Raw genomic sequence first — 16819 nt, forward strand, 5'->3', positions numbered from 1 at the left:
CGCCTCACCCGGCCGGACCCTTCCGGCTGGCCCGCACGGACCCGGCGCCGCAGGGTCGGAACAGGATCGGGATCCGGACACGTCCGCCGGTGCGGACCCCACGGACCGGCACGTCGCCTGGCCGCATGGCGGTGGCGGGCCGACCGGCGGGAGCGGGGAACGGTGAATCCACGCGCTCGGGCCGTTCCCCGCCCCGCCGGACCCCGCCGGACCCCGCCGGCTCACGCCGCCCCGCGGGACCGCGCCCGGCACTCGTCGGACCCCGCCCGCGCCCGGCGCTCGTCGGACCGCGCCCGCTCGCGGCACTCGTCGGACCGCGCCCGCTCACGCCGCCCCGCCGGACCCCGCCCGCTCACGCCGCCCCGCCGGACCCCGCCCGCTCGCGCCGCCCCGCGCAGAGGCATCTCCGCCCTCGCCCACCCTTGGCGATCGCGCTCGCATGCACCCTGGCGGGCTTGCCATGTGAAACCGATCGGTTTACGGTGTTGGAAACAGATCGGTTTCCGATTTTGGAGCTGGACATGACGTCGATCAAGAACTCTGTCGCGCTGGTCACGGGCGGCAGCCGCGGTCTGGGCAAGGCGCTGGTGGAGGAGCTGTACGCGCGTGGCGCCGCCAAGGTGTACGCCACGGCCCGCGACCCGCGCAGCGTCACGCACCCCGACGCCGTACCCCTCGCGCTGGAGGTCACCGACCCCGCGTCCGTCGCGGCAGCGGCGGCGCAGGCCCAGGACGTCACCGTCCTGATCAACAACGCCGGCATCTCGGTCGGCGCGCGCTCGTTCCTGGACGCCGCGGTGGAGGACGTACGCCGGGAGTTCGAGACCAACTTCTACGGACCGCTGCTGGTCACCCGTGCCCTCGCGCCGGTCATCGAGCGCAACGGCGGCGGCCACCTCCTCAACGTCCACTCCGTCCTCTCCTGGATCGGTATCGCCGGCTCGTACAGCGCGACCAAGGCGGCCCTGTGGTCGCAGACCAACTCGCTCCGCCTGGAGCTGGCTCCCCGGGGCATCGGAGTCACCGGCCTGCACGTCGGCTACGTCGACACCGACATGGCGGCACATGTGGACGGGCCCAAGTCCGCCCCGCGGGACGTCGCGGCCCTCGCCCTCGACGGCGTGGAGGCCGGGGCGTACGAGGTGCTGGCGGACGACATCAGCCGGCAGGTCAAGGCGGGCCTCTCCGGAGACCTGGCCGCGATGTACCCGCAGCTGTCGGCCTAGCCGTACGGCCCCGAGCCGTCGGCCCCGAGCCGTCGGCCCCGCGCTGCCGCGACGGCCTCTCCACGCCTCGAATCCCCTGGCCGAGGACCCGCTTCCCCATCAGAACGGGGCCTGCGCGACCTCCTGGCCCGCGCCTGACCGCCGCCGTCGCCCCCGCGCCTGACCGCCGCCGTCGCTCCCCGCCCCGGGCCGGCCCCGGGGCTCGGGTGATTGTCAGTGGGTGCCCTTACGGTGAGGAGCAGTCGAGGACCTGCTGGAACGGCCGCGGGTCCGTCTGGGGGAGGGGTGTGCCATGTCCACGGCGTCCGCGGTGTCGACGACGTATCTGGAGCTGTCGCAGGAGGGCGACGGCGCCCACAAGTTCTACGAAGCCACCGTCGACGGACAGGTGGTGACGGTGCGGTACGGCAGGATCGGCGCGGTCGGACAGACGCAGACGACGACGTTCCCGACCGCGGAGAAGGCCCGGGCCGCCGCCGCGAGGAAGGTGGGGGAGAAGGTCCGCAAGGGATACGCCCCGGCGGTCCGGGGACAGCGGGCGCCCCGCGCGGTGACCCGCCGCCAGGTGAGCTCCGCGCCGTCCACCGCCCGTGCCGTGGCCCCGGTGCTGTGGCGCTTCCGCACCGGCTCCGCCGCGTTCGGCATCCATGTCGACGACGACCACTGCTGGGTGGGCAACCAGGCCGGTGACGTCTACACCCTGGACCACCAGGGCGCCGTCCTGGCCCGGTTCAGCCTGCCCGACGGTGTGAAGTGCCTGGTCGCGGACGACTTCTGGATCTACGCCGGCTGCGACGACGGCAAGGTCTACGACCTGTCCTCCAAACTCCCCTTCGCCGCCTACGACATCGCCGCGGACGTCGACATCTTCTGGCTGGACATCCACGAGGGTGTCCTCGACGTCTCCGACCGGGACGGCCGGCTCACCGTCATCGACCACGAGGACGAACACCAGTGGTCCCGCCGCAGCCAGGGCGAGCACGCCTGGATGGTCCGCGCCGACGACCGGGCCGTCTACCACGGCCACCACCGGGGCGTCACCGCCTACGCCCCGGACGGCGGCGGCGAGCTGTGGCACACGCCCACGAAGGGCGGCGTGCTCTTCGGCTGGCAGGAACGGGACGCGGTGTACGCGGGCACCGCGCACCGCGTGGTCCAGCGGCTGTCGAAGGACACCGGCGCCATCGAGGCGACGTACGCGTGCGACAGTGCGGTGTACTCGTGCGCCACCTCGCCCGGCGGCCGGTTCGTGTTCGCCGGGGACGCGGCCTCGTCCGTCTACTGCTTCGACCAGGACGGCACCCGCCTGTGGAAGCTCGGCACGGGCAGCGGCTCGGCACTGTCGATGCAGTACCGCGACGAACGGCTGTACCTGGTCACCACCGACGGTTCGCTGGTGTGCGTCGACGCGAGCGAGGCAGCCGTCTCGGCGGCCCAGCAGGGCACGGTGCCGGTGGTGCGGGACGTCAAACTCGCCGCCGCCACGCCGACGTACGCCCCGGCCACGGCGGTCGCCGCGGTGGCCACGATCGCCCAGGCGCCCGCGGGCTCGGTGGTGGTCGAGTGCGTCCAGGAGAGCGGCCGACTGCGCGTGCACGTCGTCTCCGACGGTTACGACTCCTCCTGGAACGTCCAGTTCCCGCGCGCGATACGCGAACCCGGCGCACGGTACGTCGTGGACGCCCTGCACCCGGCGGCGGGCGGCTTCTACCGCGTCCGCGGCGACATCCGCCGCCTGCTCTGACACCGCGTCACGGCACCGCGCCGAGCGGGAGACAGCGCACCGGGGGCTCGTCGACGCCCCCCGGTCACCCGGCGTTCCCGGCCTCAGCGGCGCCCATGGTCGCCCCGGCTCGCCCGGCGCCCCCGGCCTCCCCGGCTGACCCGGCGCCCCGGCCTTCCCCGGCTCACCCGGCCTCCCCGGCTCACCCGGCGCCGCCGGCTTCACCCGGTACAGCCATGCCCCGGCCTCCGCGTCACCGCCTCCGTCAGGCGTCCGTCCGTGAACAGGGCTCCCGCCGTCCTCCAGCGCCCAGCCGGCGGGCAGCGCTCCCTCGGCGACGGCTTGCCGGTAGGGAGGCGGCGGCCCGGTTCGCTGCCGTGGTGCGGGCACACGGAACCCGGCAGCAGGCCCAGCCCGTCCCGCAGGGAGGCGAGCGGACCGAAGGAGTCGGTGTGCGAGGCGTCGGCCCAGCAGTTGGCGCCGGCGCTGATCCCGCACAGCAGCGTCCCCCGGTCGCAGGACTCCCGCAGCAGCCGGTTCACCCCGTGCACGCGCCAGACGGCCGCCATGTTCGCGGGTGTTGCCGCCGCCGACGTAGATCACGTCCTGGGCCCCGTCAGGGGTGCACCGGCGCCGCCCTGCCGAGGAGGTCCCGGGCCGTGGGGAGTGCCTGGGCGCGGTCCTGAGGGACCACGCCGATGCGGGTGCGGCGGTCCAGGAGGTCGGACTCGTCCAGGGCGCCTTCGTGCCGTACCGCCCAGAGCAGTTCGGCGCGGGTGACCGGGTGGCCGGGGAGCACCGGCTCGGCCAGGGCGGGGTCCTGGGCGGCGAGGGCGTGGACCGCCACGGCCTCGGTGCCGTAGCGGCGGACCAGGCGGCGCGGTGCCGGCAGTGCGCGCAGGCGTTCGGGTGCGGCGGCGCCGGTCAGGGGCAGGGCGGCCGTGGGGGAGGGGGCGGCGCGCAGGCCCCGGGCCGCGGCCGCCGCGTCCACGGCGTCCTGCGCCATCCGCCGGTAGGTGGTGAGCTTGCCGCCGACGACCGTGGTGACACCGTCGGGCGAGGTCAGCACCGCGTGCCGGCGGGAGATGTCGGACGTACGGGGCGCACCCTCGGGGTCCTCGTGGGCGGAGGTGTCCAGCAGCGGGCGCAGTCCGGCGAAGGCACCGACGACCTCGTCCCGGGAGACGGGGGTGTCGAGGGCCGAGCCGAGCACGTCCAAGAGGAAGCCGATGTCGGTCTCGGGGACCTCCGGCACGTCCGGGATCCCGCCGTCGACCGGTTCGTCGGTGAGGCCGACGTAGACCCGGCCGTCCCCTTGGGGCAGGACCAGTACGAAGCGGTTGGTCTCCCCGGGGATCGGGATGTGCAGCCCGGCCGGCAGCGCGCCGAGCCGTTCCGAGCGCAGGACGAGGTGCGTGCCGCGGGAGGGCCGGATCCGGATGCCGTCGGTGAGGGAGCCCGCCCACACCCCGGTGGCGTTGATCACGGCGCGGGCCCTGATCTCGCCCTCCTCGCCGGTGAGTTCGTCGCGGATCCGGGCGCCCGCCCCGGTGAGCTCCAGGGCCCGCACCCGGGTCAGCACCCGAGCGCCGTGGGCGGCGGCCGTCCGGGTCAGGGCGGTCACCAGACGGGCGTCGTCGGTCACCTTGCCGTCCCAGGACAGCAGCCCGCCGCGCAGCCCGGCCGCGCGGACGGAGGGGGCGAGGTGCCGGGCCTCCGTCGCCGAGAGCCGGCGGGGCGCGGGCAGCACCTGCCGCGGGGTCCGGGCGGCCAGCCGCAGCATGTCCCCGGCCCGGAGCCCGGCCCAGGCCAGCGAGGCCTGGGCCCGGGACACCAGCGGGGTCAGCGGCAGCACGAACGGCTGGGCCGCCACCAGGTGCGGGGCCGTACGGGTCATCAGCACCCCGCGCTCGACCGCGCTCTCGTGGGCGACGTCGAACTGCGCGGAGGCCAGGTAGCGCAACCCGCCGTGGATGAGCTTGGAACTCCAGCGGGAGGTCCCGAAGGCCAGGTCATGGGCGTCCACCGCGACGACGTCCAGCCCGCGGGCCGCCGCGTCCAGCGCGGCTCCGGCGCCCGTGGCGCCCAGCCCGACGACCAGGACGTCGACGGTCCGGCCGTCCGCGGCCTCGGCCAGTTCCCGGCCGCGCCGGTGTGCGTTCAGGGACGAGCCGGGCGCGGCCTCGGTGTGGCTCATGGCGTCAGGGTCCTCTCCAGGAGGGTGCGCAGCTCACCGAGGAGCGCGGCGGAGTCCAGCTCCGGATCGTCCTCGTCGGTCATCGTGCGCAGGGACAGGGCGAAGGACTGCACGGTCAACAGCAGGACGCGCGCCTGCCGTTCGGTGTGGCCGGGCCGTACGGACCCGTCCGCGTGGCCCTCGCGCAGCGCGTCGGCCAGCAGCGCCAGCAGCGCCTCCTGGCTCGCGCCGCGCCGGTCGAGCACGTAGGGGAGGAGCAGTTCGGGATCGACGTCGACGATCTTGCGGAAGAGGGGGTGCGCGCGGAACGCCTCGACCCCGGCCACCAGTCCGTCCACGATCCGGGTGCGCGTGGCCGTGCCGGGCGCGGGCTCCGGTATGGCCCGGGTGGCCACGTCGATCCACTCCCGGGTCATCAGATCGCCCACCAGGCTGCGCAGGTCCGGCCAGCGCCGGTACAGCGTCATCCGGGAGACGCCGGCGCGGCGGGCCACGTCGGCGAGCGTGGTGCGCCGTACGCCGACGGCCAGCACACAGTCGCGTACCGCGTCGAGCACGTGATCGTTGTCCGAGCCGTTGCCCGAACCGTTGTGACGAATGGGCGTCATGTGTCACAGTGTAACGCCCCGGGGCCCGGGCGGAAGCGGCCAGGCCCCGCAGGCGGCGCCGAGCCGCACGGACCGAGCACCCCGACCAGCACACCCACCTGTGAGGACGACCGTTCAATGGACATGCTGTGGAACGGCTGGGGCGACCCGGCCAAGGCGGCGCCACTGCCCGACTCGGTGACCGGGCTGCTGCGCGACCTGCTCGGCGTCAAGCCGCGCAGCACGCCCGCGCTCGGCCTGGAGGACATCCGCCTGCCCGCCCCCACCGCGGACCCGGCCGCCCTGAAGGCGCTCGCCGCGGCCGTCGGCGGAGAGGAGCACGTCCGCACCGACCCGGAGAGCCGCGTCCGGCACACCCGCGGCAAGTCCACCCCGGACCTGCTGCGCATCCGCGCGGGCGACCTCGCCGACGTCCCGCAGGCCGTCGTCCTGCCCGCCGGCCACGACCAGGTGCTCGCGGTGCTGCGCGCCTGTGCCGCGCACGGCCTGGCCGTCGTACCCTTCGGCGGCGGCACCTCGGTGGTGGGCGGACTCGCCCCGCAGCGCAGCGCGTTCGTCGCCCTGGACCTGCGCCGCATGAACGGCCTGCTCGACCTGGACCCCGTCTCGCGCACCGCCGTCCTCCAGCCCGGCCTGCGCGCACCGGAGGCCGAGGCCCTGCTCGCCGGGCACGGCTTCACCCTCGGCCACTTCCCGCAGTCCTTCGAGTGGGCCACCATCGGCGGCTTCGCGGCGGCCCGCTCCAGCGGACAGGCGTCCGCCGGATACGGCCGCTTCGACGAGATGGTGCTCGGCCTCACCCTCGCCACCCCCGAGGGGACCATCGAGACCGGCCGCGCCCCCCGCTCCGCCGCCGGCCCCGACCTGCGCCAGCTGATCCTCGGCTCCGAGGGCGCCTTCGGCGTCATCACCTCCGTCACCGTACGGATCCGCCCCCTGCCCGAGACGCGGGTGTACGAGGGCTGGCGGTTCCGCTCCTTCCAGGAGGGCGCCACCGCACTGCGTCGGCTCGCCCAGGACGGACCCCGGCCGACCGTGCTGCGCCTGTCCGACGAGACCGAGACGCTCGTCGGCCTCGCCCAGCCCGAGGCCATCGGCGCCGGCCTGGCGCGGAGCGACGCCGGGTGCCTGGCGATCACGGGATACGAGGGGACGGCCGAGGACACCGCGCACCGCCGCGAACGGGCGGCGGCCGTCCTGACGGACTGCGGCGGCACCCCGGCCGGCGCCGAACCCGGCGAACGCTGGGCGCACGGCCGCTACTCCGCGCCCTATCTGCGCGACGCCCTGCTCGACGTCGGCGCCTTCGCCGAGACGCTGGAGACCGCGGCCTTCTGGTCCCGCGTCCCCGACCTCTACACGGCCGTCCGTACGGCGCTCACCGACACCCTCACCCGGGCCGGCACCCCGCCCCTGGTGATGTGTCACATCTCCCACGTCTACGAGAACGGCGCCTCGCTGTACTTCACCGTCGTCAGTGCCCAGGGCGAGGACCCGGTGGCCCACTGGGCGCCCGCCAAGCACGCGGCCAACGAGGCCGTGCTCGCCGCCGGCGGCACCATCTCACACCACCACGGGGTCGGCACCGACCACCGCGACTGGTACGTCCGCGAGGCCGGCCCGCTCGGCGTCTCGGCCCTGCGCGCCGTCAAACGCCGCCTGGACCCCCGAGGGGCTCCTCAACCCCGGCGTCCTGCTGCCCACCGACTGACCCACCCGATCCGACCGCCTGCTCCGGAGGCCCACCGATGCGCCAGTTCACCGCCGTCGTCAACCCCACCGCGGGCGGCTCCACCGGGGCGGCGACCCTGCTCCGGCTGGCCCGGCTGCTCCGCGAGGCCGGGGCGGAACTGGAGACGGAGTACAGCCACAGCCTCGCCCACGCCCAGGACATCGCCCGCGCGGCCGGTGAGCGCGGCCGGATCGTCCTGGCCGTGGGCGGTGACGGCATGGCGGGCGGCATCGGCGGCGCGCTCAGCGGCACCGGCACCGTCCTGGGTCTCGTACCGGCCGGACGCGGCAACGACTTCGCCCGCGCGCTCGGCCTGCCCGCCGACCCGGCCGCGCTCGCCGGCGTCCTGCTGCACTCCGAGCCCCGGCCCGTCGACACGATCGAGGTGGAGTCGGCCGTCCACCCGCGCACGGTGGTGCTGGGCAGCGTGTACGCCGGCGTCGACGCGGAGGCCAACCGGCACGCCAACAACGCCCGGCTGCTGCGCGGCGCCGCCTCCTACTACGCGGGCGGCCTGCGCGCCGTCACCACCTGGCGACCGGCCGAGTACCGCGTCACCGTCGACGGCGAGGAACACACCCACCGCGGCTACACCGTCGTCGCGGCCAACTCCCCCTACTACGGCTCCGGCCGGCTCGTCGCGCCCGGTGCGCGCGTCGACGACGGCCTGCTGGACGTCGTGCTGATCCGCGAGGCCCCGCGCCGGCTGTTCTTCGCCCTGATGAACGAGCTCAAGTCGGGCGCCCACGTCCACCGCCCGCAGGTGCGCGTCCTGCGGGGGAGGGAACTGCGCATCGAGGCGACCCGGCCCGTCCCCTACGGCGCCGACGGCGAGGTGGAGGCCACCCTGCCGGTCACCCTGCGGGTAAGGCCCGGGGACCTGCCTGTGCTGTACTGACGCCCACGACGCATCAGCCGCGCACCCCTGGGTAAGGAAGGAGTGCCTGGGGAGGGGAGCCGTATGTCGCTGGAGCAGGCCGAGGGTGTGGTGCGGGCGGTCGTCGTGTACGACGGGCGGCTGCTGCTGGTGCCGGACGCGGACGGCTGGACACTGCCCTCGGGCACCCCGGAACCGGCCGAGACCGCGCAGGCCACGGCGGCGCGGATCGTCTACGAGCTCACCGGTTACCTGGTCGACGGCACCGAGCCGCTGGAGCCCCGCGAAACGGCGGGGGAGACGGCCGTGGTCTGCCAGTTGCTGAGCGAGTCACCGTCGGACGGGGGCCGCTTCTCACCGGAGCAGGTGCGCTGGGCCCCGATGGAGGAGACCGCCGGCACACCGTTGCCGGAGAACGTGCGCACGTACCTGCGGGGGCACACGCCCGTGTGAGCCCCGCCGATCACTCAGGGTGTCCCGGGCCCGTCACGCGGTGTGCCCCCGGCTCCCGGTACGTACGGGCAGGCCGATTTCCCTCCGTTCCTTTGCGGTTGCGTGGCCATCCCCACGGGGGTTCAGTGAGTAGGGGCCATTTTGCGCCCTTTTTCCGGTTGCTGCTTCCCGTCCGTACCAGGAGCTGCCATGTCGATGTCGTTCGGTGCGCCGTTCGGTTCGTCGGATGCGTTCAACGAGTTGCTGAATCGTTTCTTCGGAATGTCGCCGACGACATCGCCGCCCGCGGTCCAGCGCGTACCCATCGGACGGCTGCTGACCGAATCGTCGCAGCAACTGCTGAACCTGGCCGCGCAGCGGGCCGCCGACGACGGCACCTCCGACCTGGACACCGAACACCTGCTCTGGGCGGCCACCCAGGTCGACCCCGCGCGCCGGCTGCTCTCCCAGGTGGGCGTGGACCCCGACGCGGTCGCCGCCGAGCTGGCCGAGGTCCTGCCGCGCGAGTCCGCCGAACCCTCCGCGCAGCCGGGCCTCACCCCGGCGGCCAAACGCACCCTCGGCGCCGCCTACGCCCGGTCCCAGGCGGCCGGCGTCTCCTACATCGGTCCCGAGCACATCCTCGGCGCCCTGCTCGGCGACAGCGACACGGGCGCGGCCCGGATGCTGCGCGCCGAGGGCCTGGACACCCGGCGTGTCGCGGGCCTGACCGAGCAGTCGGCGGCGCGCGCCGAGGCAGCCCCCGCCGAACGGAAGAAGCCGGCCACGACCCTGGACGAATACGGCCGCGACCTGACGGAGGAGGCCAAGGCCGGCAAGCTCGACCCGGTGGTCGGGCGGGCCGGGGAGATCGAGCAGACCGTCGAGATCCTCTCCCGGCGCTCCAAGAACAACCCGGTGCTCATCGGCGAACCCGGAGTCGGCAAGACCGCCATCGTGGAGGGTCTCGCCCAGCGCATCGTGGCGGGCGAGGTTCCCGGCGTCCTGAAGGACAAGCGCGTCGTCTCCCTGGACCTGTCGGGCATGGTGGCGGGCGCGCAGTACCGGGGTCAGTTCGAGGAACGGCTCAAGAAGGTCATCGAGGACATCCAGGCGGCGAGCGGCGACATCATCCTCTTCATCGACGAACTGCACACGGTCGTCGGCGCCGGCGCCACCGGCGAGGGCTCCATGGACGCGGGCAACATGCTCAAGCCCGCTCTCGCGCGCGGTGAACTCCACGTCGTGGGTGCCACGACCATCGACGAGTACCGCAAGTACGTCGAGAAGGACGCCGCCCTGGAGCGCCGGTTCCAGCCGGTGATGGTGCCCGAGCCCACGGTCGAGGAGACGGTGCAGATCCTCGAAGGACTCCGCGACTCCTACGAGGCCCACCACCAGGTCCGCTTCGACGACGAAGCCCTGGTCGCCGCCGCCGAACTGTCCGACCGGTACATCAGCGACCGCTTCCTGCCGGACAAGGCGATCGACGTGATGGACCAGGCCGGTGCCCGGGTGCGGTTGCGCAGTGCCGGACGCTCCACCGAGATCGTCAGCCGCGAGGACCGCATCGCCAAGCTGCGCCGTGAACTCGAACAGGCCGTCTCCGCCGAGGACTTCGAGAGGGCCTCGGAGCTCAAGCGGGACATCGCCGAGGCGGAGGGGGAACTCGCCGGCATCGAGGAGCGCCGCGAGGGCGTCGTCTCCGTCACGGCCTCCGACATCGCCGACGTCGTCTCCCGCCGCACCGGCATCCCGGTCTCCCAGCTCACCGCCAGCGAGAAGGAGAAGCTGCTCCGGCTCGAGGAGGAGATGCACGCGCGGATCGTCGGCCAGGACGAGGCGGTCACCGCGGTCTCCCAGGCCGTACGCCGCAACCGCGCCGGCATGGGCGACCCCCACCGCCCCGTCGGCTCCTTCCTCTTCCTAGGCCCGACCGGTGTCGGCAAGACCGAACTCGCCAAGACCCTCGCCGCCCTGCTGTTCGGCGAGGAGGACCGGATGATCCGGTTCGACATGAGCGAGTTCCAGGAGAAGCACACCGTCGCCCGGCTGGTCGGCGCGCCTCCCGGATACGTCGGCTACGAGGAAGCGGGCCAGCTCACCGAGAAGGTCCGCCGGCAGCCCTACAGCGTGGTGCTCTTCGACGAGGTGGAGAAGGCCCACCCCGACGTCTTCAACACCCTGTTGCAGATCCTGGACGACGGACGGCTGACCGATGCGCAGGGCCGCACCGTCGACTTCCGGCACTGCGTCGTCATCATGACGTCCAACATCGGCGCGCGCCGCATCCTGGACCACAAGGGCGATGTCTCCGGCCTCAAGGACGAGTTGATGGAGGAGCTGCGCACCCGGTTCCTGCCGGAGTTCCTCAACCGGATCGACGACATCATCGTCTTCCACGCCCTGACCGAGGACGACCTCGGGCAGATCGTGGACCACCTGCTGGACCGGAGCAGGCGCAAGGTGCGCGCGCAGGGACTGCGCCTGGAGGTCACGGAGCCGGCCAAGAAACTCCTCATCGCCCACGGCCACCAGCCGGAGTTCGGCGCGCGCCCGCTGCGCCGCACGATCCAGGCGGAACTCGACAACCGCATCGCCACCCTGCTGCTCAGTGGCGAGGCCGATCCCGGCGACACGATCGTCGCCGAGGTCCGCGACGACTCGCTGCACTGCACCGTACGCAGGAGCGAACCCGGAGAACCACCGGCGTCCCGGGAAGGCTGAGCGGAGGAGTCCGCGGTGCGGCCCCTCAGCCCCGCGGAGTCCACAGTGCTGCCCCTCAGCCCCGCAGGGCGTCCCGCACGCTGGGGTAGCAGGCCAGGAGGGGGGTGAGGCCGACGATCTCCAGGGTGCGCAGAACGGGCCGCCGTACGCCTGCCAGCCGTAGCCAGCCCCCCGGAGCGTGGGCCTGATGGGCGGCGATGAGGACGTTGATGCCGCTGGAGTCCATGAACGGCACACCGCTGAGGTCCGCGACGGTGCGCGCCCCGTCGGGGTCAGCGGGGGCGAGGGCCCGGCGGAGGGCGCCGGAGGTGTGGTGGTCCACCTCGCCGGTCACCGTGACGACGGTGACACCGTCCACGTCGGTGCGGGTGACCGACAGCGGCTCCGGCCCCGCCTGCTCGTTCGTGTCTCCCGTGTCTGCCACGCGTCCCTCGTCCACGTTCACCCGATCCTTGCCCAGAGCTTCCGTCTCCGTCAGGCTGCCCAGGATCGCCCGGAGGATGCAGGCCGACCCTCGCGCACTCCGGCGCACGCCCGGTGACCGCCGACCGAACAGGGATCGCCGCACCCGGCCGTCTTGTCCCGCGCCGCCCGGCGCACTTCAATGCTCTCCACCCCCGCAGGAGAACACCTGTCCCGCATCACCCAGTGAAGGGGTTCTTCTTGAGAGCCGTACGCGTGACAACCGTCACCGCCGCCGCCTGCGCCACCGTGCTCGCCGCCGCGCTGCCCTCCTCCGCGATCAACTCGTACAACGCCACGCCCGCGCCCGAGCGCACCGAGGTCGGGGCACTCGTGGCCACCTGGGACGACGACGGCGACCCGGCCACCCCGGACCGCGTCGACTGGGTGTGCTCCGGCACGATGGTCGACGCCGACACCTTCCTGACCGCCGCCCACTGCACCAGCGACTGGCCGGCCGGCGTCCGCTTCTCCGTCTCGCTGGACCAGGACGTCCAGGCCGGACTCGACGCCGCCGCCAAGAAGTACCCGGGTGACCCGGTGGCCCAGGCGAACGCCGTCGCTGTCCAGGGCACCGCGCACACCCACCCGGACTACCCGGGCCCCGCCTCCGACCCGCACGACATCGCGGTCGTCGAACTGCCCGCCGCGAAGGTCGCCGCCCGCTGGTCCTTCACGCCGGCCGCCCTGCCGACCGCGAACCAGCTCGGCGCCCTCGGCCCGCAGGGGCTGAACCACACGGACTGGTTCGTCGCCGGGTACGGCACGCAGGAGGCCGCCAACGGACCGGGTGGCCAGACCCACCCCGGCGGTGGCGTCCGGATGAAGGCCCCGGTCACGTTCAACGCCCTGAACGACTCCTGGGCCCGGCTCGGCATGACGGCCCCGCAGGGCAACGGCGGAGCCTGCTACGGCGACTCCGGCGGGCCCGACTTCGCCGTCATCGGCGGGAGGAACGTCCTCGCCGCCACGACCATCACCGGCGACACGCCCTGCTACGCCACGAACGTGGCCTACCGCCTGGACACGCCCGGAGCCCGCGCCTTCCTGGCACCGTTCGTGAAGCTGCCGTAGGCCCGCCGGCACCGTTCGGTGAAGCTGCCCTGGGCCCGCCGGCACCGTTCGTGCGGCTGCCGTGGGCCCGCGGGCCGGACACCGGGGGCACCGGTCCATGCGTGGAGGGGCCGGTGCCCGCCTCCGCCCGCGCGCGAGGACTGCGGGGACCGTGCGCCGCGCGGCCGGGAGGGCGTGGTGCCGGTGGCGGACATACGCTGATGTGGCCAGGGGTGTCGCGGGGGACGGCCGAGCGCTGAGCCTTCCCCGATGCGACGGCCCGAGCCGGCCGACGCGAAGGAGGTACCGGGATGGATCAGGAGAGGATCAACGAGTTCCTGGACCGCTTCGTCACCGACCTCGCGTCGACCGAGGCCGCCGGCACCATCGCGCTGGGTCACCGGCTCGGCCTGTACCGGGCACTCGCCGAGGGCCCGGCGACGCCCGAGGAGTTCGCCGCACGCACGCACTGCCATCCGCGCTACCTCACCGAGTGGCTGCGCGCCCAGGCCGCCGGGGGATACGCCGAGTACGACGCGGCGACCGGACGGTTCTCACTGACCGAGGAGCAGGCGTTCTGCCTGGCCGACCCGAACGGTCCCCACGTCGCCGCTGCCTTCCGCTTCGCCCTGGGAATGCTGCGCGCGGAGCCGCGCATCGCCGAGGCGTTCCGCACCGGCGAGGGCGTCGCCTGGCATGAGCACGATGCAGAGGTGTTCGTCGGGGTCGATGCCTTCTTCCGCCCCAACTACGAGGCCGAGCTGGTCCCGAACTGGATCCCGGCGCTGGACGGCGTGGAGGCGAAGCTGAACGCCGGGGCGCGGGTCGCCGACGTGGGGTGCGGTCTCGGCTCGTCGTCGATCCTGCTGGCCCAGGCGTATCCGCGGACGGAGGTCGTCGGTTCCGACTACCACGGCGAGTCGATCGCGCTGGCGCGCGAGAGGGCTGCCGAGGCCGGGGTCGCCGGGCGCGTCACCTTCCAGGTCGCCGGCGCGCAGACCTTCGAGGGCGCGGACTACGACCTGGTGGCCATGTTCGACTGCCTGCACGACATGGGCGACCCGCTGGGGACCGCCCGAAGGGTGCGCGAGGCGCTCGCCGCGGACGGCACGTGGCTTCTCGTGGAACCGCTCGCGTCCGACCGGATCGAGGAGAACTTCCATCCGGTGGGCCGGCTGTACTACAGCGGCTCCACGTTTCTGTGCGTGCCCAACGCCCTGTCCCAGCAGGGCGGTTACGCCCTGGGTGCGCAGGCCGGCGAGGCGCCGGTCCGCGACATGGCCACCGAGGCGGGCTTCACCCGCTTCCGCCGGGCCGCGCAGACTGCCTTCAACGCGGTCTATGAGATCCGCCCGTAGGCCGTAGGCCGTAGACCGTGGGGTGCCGGGGACCTGGCCGGCCCCGGCCGCCGCGAGAACACGCCTGGAAACGGCCGGGTCGGGTACCTACACCGGGTGGGCGGGTGAGCGTCGACCGTGACGAGGGCGGGGCGGGGGCGGCTGTGACGGAGAAGGCCGGGGGCTTCGAGGACCCGCCCGCCGAGGTGCTCGCCGCGGCCGCCGCCGCGTTCGGGCTGCTCGCCGCCCCGGCCCGGTTGCGTCTGATGTGGGTCCTGTCGCAGGGCGAGAGCGATGTCACGCACCTCGCCGACCGCGTGGGCGGTGCGCTGCCGGCCGTCAGTCAGCACCTGGCGAAACTGAAGCTCGCCGGACTGGTCCGCTCCCGCCGTGACGGCCGGCGGCAGATCTACCGCATCGACGACCCGGACGTCATGGCCCTGATGCATGCCGTGGTCGGCAGGCTGACCGCGCGCTCGTGCCCCTGCTCCCTCCCGGCGCAGGATTCACGCCGGACGCTTACCAAGGGCACGTAGACTCCGGCTGCCGTGCCGCCGCGGACGCGGACGGCCCCGCCATGAGATGCCTCGCCTGTGCATCGGCTGTGGATCCGCGCTGTTCCGGCAACGTGTTTGCTACATTGCGCAATCACGCAACCGACACGCCGCAGGCCCGACCGTTCAGGGGAGTGGGAGATGAGCGACCCGTGGGACGGGCCGGCCGGCCAGGGCACGCGCAGCCGTGGCGCGCGGGTGCCCCGGCAGCGCGGGGCCGAGCCGGACGACGCGCGTCCGCCGGGGGGCCGGGCCGCGGCCCGGGCGGCCTCGCGGGCGCGCGGCGGCAGGCGGTCCCGCCGGGCCCGGCCGGTGCGGCGCGGCAGGCGGCTGCTGAAGATCCTCGGGATCAGCCTGTCCCTCCTGATCGTGGTCACCGCCGGCGCGGGCTGGTGGTTCTACGAGCACCTGAACGGCAACATCCACAGCGTCTCCCTGGACGGCAAGGGCGGTACGGAGAAGGCCGACGGCTTCGGCCGTACCCCCATCAACATCCTGGTCATGGGCTCCGACGGCCGGACCAGCGCGACGGACTGCAAGCTCGGCGGCGGCTGCTCGAAGACCGGGGTGCAGACCGGCAGCAACGCCGACGTGGAGATGGTGCTGCACATATCCGCCGACCGCTCGAACGCCACCGTGATGAGCATCCCCCGCGACACCATGACCCAGGTCCCGGCCTGCAGGGACAGTGAGTCGGGGCAGTCCACGAACGGCTACTACGGCCAGATCAACAGCGCGCTGCAGTACGGGCCCGCCTGCCAGGTGGCCACCGTCCACCAGCTCACCGGCATACCCATCGACCACTTCGTCAAGCTCGACTTCTCCGGCGTCGTGAAGATGTCCGACGCCGTCGGCGGCGTCTCCGTGTGCGTCAGCGACGACGTCTACGACACCTACTCCCATCTGAAGCTGTCCAAGGGCACCCACACCCTCAAGGGCGTCGCGGCCCTGGAGTTCGTCCGCTCCCGGCACGGCTTCGGCGACGGCAGCGACCTCGGCCGTACGGTCTCGCAGCACATCTTCCTCAGCGCGATGATCCGCAAGTTCAAGAGCGCGGGCACGCTCACCGACCCCGCCGCGGTCTACCACCTCGCCGACGCCGCCACCAGGGCGCTGACCGTGGACGACGGCCTCGGCACCGTGAAGAAGCTGATCTCGCTCGCCGACGACGTGAACAAGGTGCCCACCAAGCGGATCACCTTCGCCACCATGCAGACGGCCGCCGATCCGGGCGACAGCGACCGGGTGGTGGTGGGCCCGGGGGCGAAGAGCCTGTTCGCCACCATCGCGAACGACCAGGCCCTGACCACCGGCTCCGGCAAGAAGTCCGCGGCGGCCTCCGCGACCGCCAAGGCGAGGTCCGGGGCCACCGCCTCCGCCGTGCCCGCGGCCGGGATCGCGGTGACGGTGGAGAACGGCACGGGCATCACCGGCCGCGCCTCCGCCCTCGCGACCGCCCTCACCGGCCAGGGCTTCAGCTCCGCCACGACCACGGCCAACGCCCCCAGCCCCGCCGGCAGCACTTCCCTCACCTACGGCACCGGCGACAAGGCCGCGGCGCAGACGGTCGCCAAGGCGCTCGGCCTGCCCGGGTCCCATCTGAGGCAGGGCACCGGCAGCGGCCTGACCCTGGTGATCGGCAGTGACTGGCCCAGCGGCACCAGCTACCCGGGTGGCTCGTCCTCGCCCGCGCCCGCCGACACCGAGGCCGCCGTCGGAGGCGCCCACGCCTCCACCGCCGACCAGGCCAGGACCTGCGCCAAGGTGAGCCCCTACAAGACGGTCACGTACGGCGGCGTCCCGATGACACCGTCCCAGGCCTACGCCGCGGCGCGGAACAAGCCCGACTCCGACGCCTGAGCGGTACCGGGGCCGGCCGTGGGGCCGTCGG

The 16819-nt window shown here is 73.7% G+C and carries 12 protein-coding genes and 2 pseudogenes; 10 read left to right on the top strand and 4 right to left on the bottom strand.

Features of this window, described 5'->3' with window-relative positions:
• Positions 1-521 precede the first annotated feature (521 nt).
• Together C3492_RS20710 and C3492_RS20715 are read left to right on the top strand one after the other, a co-directional pair.
• Positions 522-1226 carry an SDR family oxidoreductase gene (locus C3492_RS20710; protein ID WP_103813234.1) on the top strand — a complete coding sequence of 235 codons (705 nt, stop codon included), beginning with the start codon at positions 522-524 and terminating at the stop codon, positions 1224-1226.
• Between the two features lie 292 nt (positions 1227-1518).
• On the top strand, positions 1519-2970 hold the full coding sequence (locus C3492_RS20715) for a WGR domain-containing protein (RefSeq protein WP_103813235.1): 1452 nt from the start codon (positions 1519-1521) through the stop codon (positions 2968-2970).
• A gap of 180 nt (positions 2971-3150) precedes the next feature.
• Here the strand turns inward: C3492_RS20715 and C3492_RS44690 are convergent.
• The 3 genes and pseudogenes from C3492_RS44690 to C3492_RS20730 all read right to left on the bottom strand — a co-directional run.
• Positions 3151-3561, bottom strand: a pseudogene (locus tag C3492_RS44690) (Type 1 glutamine amidotransferase-like domain-containing protein); the annotation flags it as partial.
• A 4-nt stretch (positions 3562-3565) separates the two neighbouring features.
• Complete coding sequence (locus C3492_RS20725; protein ID WP_103813236.1) at positions 3566-5146, bottom strand: glycerol-3-phosphate dehydrogenase/oxidase; 1581 nt, start codon at positions 5144-5146, stop codon at positions 3566-3568.
• Positions 5143-5754: a TetR/AcrR family transcriptional regulator gene (locus C3492_RS20730; RefSeq protein ID WP_103813237.1), complete on the bottom strand. Its 612-nt coding sequence runs from the start codon at positions 5752-5754 to the stop codon at positions 5143-5145. The genes C3492_RS20725 and C3492_RS20730 overlap by 4 nt, the downstream gene beginning before the upstream one ends.
• A 117-nt stretch (positions 5755-5871) precedes the next feature.
• On the opposite strand from C3492_RS20730, the pseudogene C3492_RS20735 reads away from it, so the two are divergent.
• The 4 genes and pseudogenes from C3492_RS20735 (at position 5872) to C3492_RS20750 (ending at position 11522) form a co-directional block, all read left to right on the top strand.
• A pseudogene (locus tag C3492_RS20735) lies at positions 5872-7465 on the top strand (FAD-binding oxidoreductase).
• Positions 7466-7502: 37 nt separating this feature from the next.
• Positions 7503-8384, top strand: coding sequence for a YegS/Rv2252/BmrU family lipid kinase (locus C3492_RS20740; protein WP_103813238.1), 882 nt, complete (start codon positions 7503-7505; stop codon positions 8382-8384).
• Positions 8385-8447: 63 nt separating this feature from the next.
• Entirely contained in the window at positions 8448-8816 is a 369-nt protein-coding gene (locus tag C3492_RS20745) for an NUDIX hydrolase (protein ID WP_103813239.1), read from the top strand.
• A 189-nt stretch (positions 8817-9005) separates the two neighbouring features.
• Positions 9006-11522 (top strand): ATP-dependent Clp protease ATP-binding subunit, encoded by a 2517-nt coding sequence (locus tag C3492_RS20750; RefSeq protein WP_103813240.1) that lies wholly within the window; start codon positions 9006-9008, stop codon positions 11520-11522.
• Positions 11523-11577: 55 nt separating this feature from the next.
• On the opposite strand, the gene C3492_RS20755 is transcribed toward C3492_RS20750, so the two are convergent.
• The gene (locus C3492_RS20755) at positions 11578-11982 is read right to left on the bottom strand and encodes an STAS domain-containing protein (protein WP_103813302.1); all 405 of its coding nucleotides are present in this window, start codon (positions 11980-11982) and stop codon (positions 11578-11580) included.
• Positions 11983-12200: 218 nt separating this feature from the next.
• Between C3492_RS20755 and C3492_RS20760 the strand changes: the two genes are divergently transcribed.
• The 4 genes from C3492_RS20760 to C3492_RS20775 all read left to right on the top strand — a co-directional run bounded on the left by C3492_RS20760 (position 12201) and on the right by C3492_RS20775 (position 16788).
• A complete protein-coding gene (locus C3492_RS20760; protein ID WP_258055781.1) occupies positions 12201-13058 on the top strand; it encodes a trypsin-like serine protease in 858 nt (285 codons plus the stop codon).
• A gap of 290 nt (positions 13059-13348) precedes the next feature.
• On the top strand, positions 13349-14395 hold the full coding sequence (locus C3492_RS20765) for a trans-aconitate 2-methyltransferase (protein ID WP_103813241.1): 1047 nt from the start codon (positions 13349-13351) through the stop codon (positions 14393-14395).
• Positions 14396-14538: 143 nt separating this feature from the next.
• Positions 14539-14910, top strand: a complete 372-nt coding sequence (locus tag C3492_RS20770) for a metalloregulator ArsR/SmtB family transcription factor (RefSeq protein ID WP_103813304.1) — start codon at positions 14539-14541, stop codon at positions 14908-14910.
• A gap of 159 nt (positions 14911-15069) precedes the next feature.
• Positions 15070-16788: an LCP family protein gene (locus C3492_RS20775; protein WP_258055782.1), complete on the top strand. Its 1719-nt coding sequence runs from the start codon at positions 15070-15072 to the stop codon at positions 16786-16788.
• The last annotated feature ends 31 nt before the right edge of the window (positions 16789-16819 follow it).

Source organism: Streptomyces sp. Ru62 (assembly GCF_002920615.1).
GTDB lineage: Bacteria > Actinomycetota > Actinomycetes > Streptomycetales > Streptomycetaceae > Streptomyces.

What these genes read in the sequence shown, in the direction of transcription:
- C3492_RS20710 (WP_103813234.1), top strand. Translation starts at nt 522, where the DNA reads ATGACGTCGATCAAGAACTCTGTCGCGCTGGTCACGGGCGGCAGCCGC.
- C3492_RS20715 (WP_103813235.1), top strand. Translation starts at nt 1,519, where the DNA reads ATGTCCACGGCGTCCGCGGTGTCGACGACGTATCTGGAGCTGTCGCAG.
- C3492_RS20725 (WP_103813236.1), bottom strand. Translation starts at nt 5,146, where the DNA reads ATGAGCCACACCGAGGCCGCGCCCGGCTCGTCCCTGAACGCACACCGG.
- C3492_RS20740 (WP_103813238.1), top strand. Translation starts at nt 7,503, where the DNA reads ATGCGCCAGTTCACCGCCGTCGTCAACCCCACCGCGGGCGGCTCCACC.
- C3492_RS20745 (WP_103813239.1), top strand. Translation starts at nt 8,448, where the DNA reads ATGTCGCTGGAGCAGGCCGAGGGTGTGGTGCGGGCGGTCGTCGTGTAC.
- C3492_RS20730 (WP_103813237.1), bottom strand. Translation starts at nt 5,754, where the DNA reads ATGACGCCCATTCGTCACAACGGTTCGGGCAACGGCTCGGACAACGAT.
- C3492_RS20765 (WP_103813241.1), top strand. Translation starts at nt 13,349, where the DNA reads ATGGATCAGGAGAGGATCAACGAGTTCCTGGACCGCTTCGTCACCGAC.
- C3492_RS20775 (WP_258055782.1), top strand. Translation starts at nt 15,070, where the DNA reads ATGAGCGACCCGTGGGACGGGCCGGCCGGCCAGGGCACGCGCAGCCGT.
- C3492_RS20750 (WP_103813240.1), top strand. Translation starts at nt 9,006, where the DNA reads ATGTCGATGTCGTTCGGTGCGCCGTTCGGTTCGTCGGATGCGTTCAAC.